Source organism: Phormidium pseudopriestleyi FRX01 (assembly GCF_017313335.1).
In the GTDB taxonomy this organism is placed as follows: Bacteria; Cyanobacteriota; Cyanobacteriia; order Cyanobacteriales; family Laspinemataceae; genus Laspinema; species Laspinema pseudopriestleyi.
The window spans coordinates 1-4,577 of the sequence record NZ_JAFLQW010000315.1 but is presented as its reverse complement, the minus strand read 5'-3'; the positions used below and the strand labels follow the sequence as shown (position 1 = coordinate 4,577).

Here is a 4,577-nt window from a genome sequence, read left to right as displayed (position 1 = left end):
GGACTTCAGCGGCGATAGTTTTCCCAGTTTCTACGGTTCCAAATGGACTGAGCATTTCTTCTAAATATTGTTTGGCAAATTGGTCATGAATAAATCGGGTCATGGATTGAGCGGCGGTTTACACTGGCTTGATTTTACCATTAAATATTAAAAAAATAATCGCTGAGGTTGAGAGGCGTGTCTTCGGTATAGGTCAGATTCAGAGTTTGATTGGGTGGTGTGGGTGTAGATATATGATTCGGATTCACCTGTCCGATAATTAGGTCATCTACTCCGATCCGTTCGGTATCCGCTGGTTTGCGAACGGTCACACCAGTGAAGGGGGTATCGGTATCTGTAACTCCAAAAAACAATGCCGAACCGGAATTCGCAGGCCAACTTGCAGTAACCGGGATAGTTAACTCGCTGGTTGTGCCATCTTCTCGGTGCAGGGTGAGGACAAATGGGTCTCCTTCAGCATCGGTCACAGTGAAACCAAAGGCAGATTGAGGACTGTTGAAATCGATGGTGAAGCTGTCGTCATTGCTGCTGAGAAGATAGTTATCTCCGGAAGTGGGGAACATACCGCCATTGGTTCCGGTAGGAAGGGTCTGAACTTTCAGGTCGCCAGATAAAGTTGCGGTAGTGTTACCGAAGTTTAAGGTGTTGGGAGTATCGTCATGGGCGAAATTATCAAAATCTAAGGTTTCAACGTTGATGAGATTCGCCACGAACTGATCGCGAGCATTCTCGGTGTTGGAAAGACTCGCGAGTCGCACGGAATTATCCCCTGTGTGGAGGTCTTCGCCGAATTGCGTCCATGTCCAGTTGTAGCTGGGAGCGTAGGAAATTTCAACGATGCCTCGACCGAGGAAATTCTGTTGACTCGGTATATCGTTCCATAATCCAGGTGTCCCAGCAAAATTAGTTTCAGTGAAGTCTTCCCCTTCTGAAGTGTGGAGAACATTATCAGTCGCGGCGTTCCACCAACTAGCGTCGGCGATCGTCTCTCCACCTAACCACTGATAATTTCCCTCAGTATTTCCATAAATCGGGCTATCATTTAACCCAATCCACATTCGACCACTGCCAAACGTATCAAACAGCCATTGATTCTCAGCATCAGTGTCAATAGTGACAAGGTTGCCGCCTAGTGTTTCCGCTTGTTCTTGTGCGCCTAGCCAAGTGTCGGGTGTAGTCAGGAAATAGCGATTTCCAGTGGTGGGATTGGTGTAAACGTAATGGGTGGTATCGATAAATTCTGCGCCTTCTAATTCTTGACGCACTTGTGACAGGGTGGCGTCTGTTTCTAAGCGCGATCGCCAGTAATCAATCTCTGTTGTTTCGGCTTCTCGTACTAAAAGTTCTTGATAAAATTCGGCTATCTTTAGTTCGGATTGGTTGTTACCTTGTCCATCAACTGCCGATTGAATAATTGCTGGACGTAGTTGCTCTAAGGTTTCGCCATTTTGCCAGCGATCGGTCCACATCTGGAATCCGAAAACATTCCGTCCAATCACTTCATTCGCAATCCGATTGATGGGATTTTGGTCGGTGATGATGACGTGACCGCTGGGTTGGGTGCCGATTTCATAGTCGCCCTCCGTTAAGTTAACCACGAGGGTTTCGTTGGCTTCGATTTCATCATCCGGAAGGGCAATTATCGGCAGGGTTACTAAAGTTTGACCGGCTGGAATGATGATGTTGCCGCTTAAGGTTTGAACATCGCTGCCATTGGTCACATCACCGCCGAAAGTGTAATTCACGCTCAAGTTTTGGTCTACCTTGCCAATGCGCTGAATCACGATTTGTCCGGCATTGCCTTCTTCTCCCGCTAGGGAATCCGTGACCATGATATTGACAATGGGTTGCTCAAGTTGTGCCGGGTCAATTTCGATGATGCCGGGGAAGTTTCCGATATAAGTGCGGTCATTCCATTTCCCATCTACGTGCTGATTGATAACGCTAAAGTCTTCACCTTCTGGGAGAAACGGAGTATTATTTGGTTCGCATTCTTTCCAGTTTTCGTAGATTAGCGGGTCGCCATTTACCCATTTAAAAATACCCTCTTCAGCACCATATATTTCACTATCTGTTAAGCCAATATGAAAGACTTGTTGGGTGCCAAAGGTATCTACAATCCACTGCTGTGCGTCAGCACTGTTAATGGAAACCAGATTTCCACCTAGTGCTTCTGCTTGGTTTTGTGCGCCTAACCAGGTATCCGGTTCGCTTAACAGATACAGATGTCCGTTGGCAGAATTGACATACACAAAGGGTCCATACCAGTCGGTGATGGTGCTGTCTCCAATCGTAACGGTATCGCTAATTTCTGTCCCCAAACTGTACCCAATCCCATCGATTAAGCTAATTTCAACGGTCTCATTCCCTTCTAATTCGTAATCGTGGAAGGGGACGACTCCCCTTGTCACTTTGGTCTGACCCGGTTCAAAAATTACCGTTCCAGTTAATTCTTGATAATCCGTGCCATTGGTAGCAGTTCCAGCAATAGCATACCGCGCCATTAATGCTTTACTAATATCTCCTCCGTCGCGGGTAAATACCAGTTGTCCGGCATTGCCGTCTTCTGTGGCATCGGCATCGGTGGCAGTGACGCTGACGGTGGTGGCATCATTTTCTGTCCCATAAAAGTTCAGTTTCCATCCGTTCCATGTTCCAACATCTCCACTCATCAAATCTCGGACCCTTAGTTGCCATTCGCCGAGGGAAGATTCGCCCCAATGTCGCGTTGAGGTAAATACCCAATTCTCATATCCGGTTCCATCATCAAAGCGCGGTTGTGCTAGGACGGATTCGGTACCATCCGGGGCAATTAAGACAATTTCTAAGTCACCCCGATACAACCCTTTGGCATCGAAGACGATTTCAATTTTCTCAATTTTAATGTCTTCCAAAATGGTTACGGAATCGGTAATTCCAGTGGCATCAAAGTCGGGGATTTCTACCCCAGTGGTGTTGTTTTTGGGTAAACGGTCTAGGATTGTGTGGTCAATGTTTCCCTCAGCATCCCGTCCTACAATATCGATCGCCCCGGAGGTAATGCTGATTTCTGGTTGGACAACCTCCCAGTTCATCGCCGCTTGTGTGACGAGGGTGGCATCCACTGCACCAAATCCATAGTTATGATTCACCCACAAACCTGCGCTGTTTTGCACCCAATCGCGATGGTTGGGGTCATTTTTCTGGGCGGTTTCTACTAAGATATGTTGGACATCGCGCCAGGTGAGATTGGGATTCGCTTCTAACATTAAGGCGACGATGCCGGAGACTAAAGGTGCGGCAGAGGAGGTTCCGCCAAAGCGATCGGTATAGTTGCCGTCACTATATCCCTGTTCTCCGACTAAATCGGTGGTGGTAATCCCGACGCTGGTGCGATCGCGATAGGCGGAACTGGAATAGGCGGAAACGAGAAGTGAGGCACCGGGTTCGCTATACCAGGATTGTTGTCCTTGATAGTCGATCGCCGCTACGGGAATCACATAGCGCGAGTTAGCAAAGGGATTATAATTCACGTTGCCGCCATCCCATCCATCATTTCCCGCAGCAAAGATCATCACATTCCCCAATCCATCGCGCCCTTGCAAAGCATTATTTTCCAATGCTGCTAAACTTAATCCCGGAGAGACAAAGGTATCGGCGGGTTTCCAACTGTTGTTATAAATATCAATGCCATGATGGGCGTGAGAGATGGCAGTGGCAATCATTTCATCGGTCACTTTGTCCGCAGTCAGTCGAATTGCCGCCAAATCTGCATCCGGTGCACCCCCACTGACGCCTTCATGTTGGGTGCCAGCGGCCCCGGCGACTCCGGCAACGGCGGTGCCATGCATTCCCGGTGGATGATAGGGGGGTGGCGGTGCATCTTCGGACCAGCGAATCCGATTGGAAAGTCCGAATAACTGTTTCCAACTCCAAGATTCATCGAGGGTTTTGGACCAGTCAATATCGGGAACTACTGCCCCTAATTCCTGCCAAGATACGGGGACATTATCGCCTGACCAAATCAGGGAATTTTCTCCCCCATACCAAGTTTCCCAGAGTTCGGCCCGATCGCCCGGTTCGGCGGCCAATATTTCATGGAGGTTGCTGACTAATTCAGTCCAATCAATGGGGCGATCGTCGGACCAGCGAATCCGATTAGACAGTCCAAATAAGTCTTCTAAAAATAACCCTGCATCTTCGGACCAGCGAATCCGATTGGAGAGTCCAAATAATTCCGTCCAGTCCCAACTGAGTTCAGAATCTTCCATCCACCGGACTCGATTGGACATTCCAAATAAGGTATCCCAGAACAATACCGGGTCTTCGGACCAGCGAATCCGATTGGACATTCCAAATAAACTATCCCAGAACAGTTCGGGTTCGGAGGACCAGCGAATCCGATTGGAGAGTCCAAATAATTCATCCCAGGAAATAGCAGTACCATCTTCCCATTGAATCCAATTCCCTTCCCCAAATAATGCTTTAAAAAATTCTTCTGGGTCCGAGACGTTTTGTGAAGTTTCAGCTTGGGTAAAAATATCGTCCCAATTGGCATTCAATGCGTCATCAGACCAGCGAATTCGATTAGAGAGTCC

Annotated in this window: 1 protein-coding gene; it reads right to left on the bottom strand. The window is 48.1% G+C overall.

Features of this window, described 5'->3' with window-relative positions; all coding sequences use genetic code 11:
• Positions 1 to 140: 140 nt before the first annotated feature.
• On the bottom strand, positions 141 to 4,577 hold a 4,437-nt coding region (locus J0895_RS11775), incomplete at its 5' end, for a S8 family serine peptidase (RefSeq protein ID WP_207088281.1).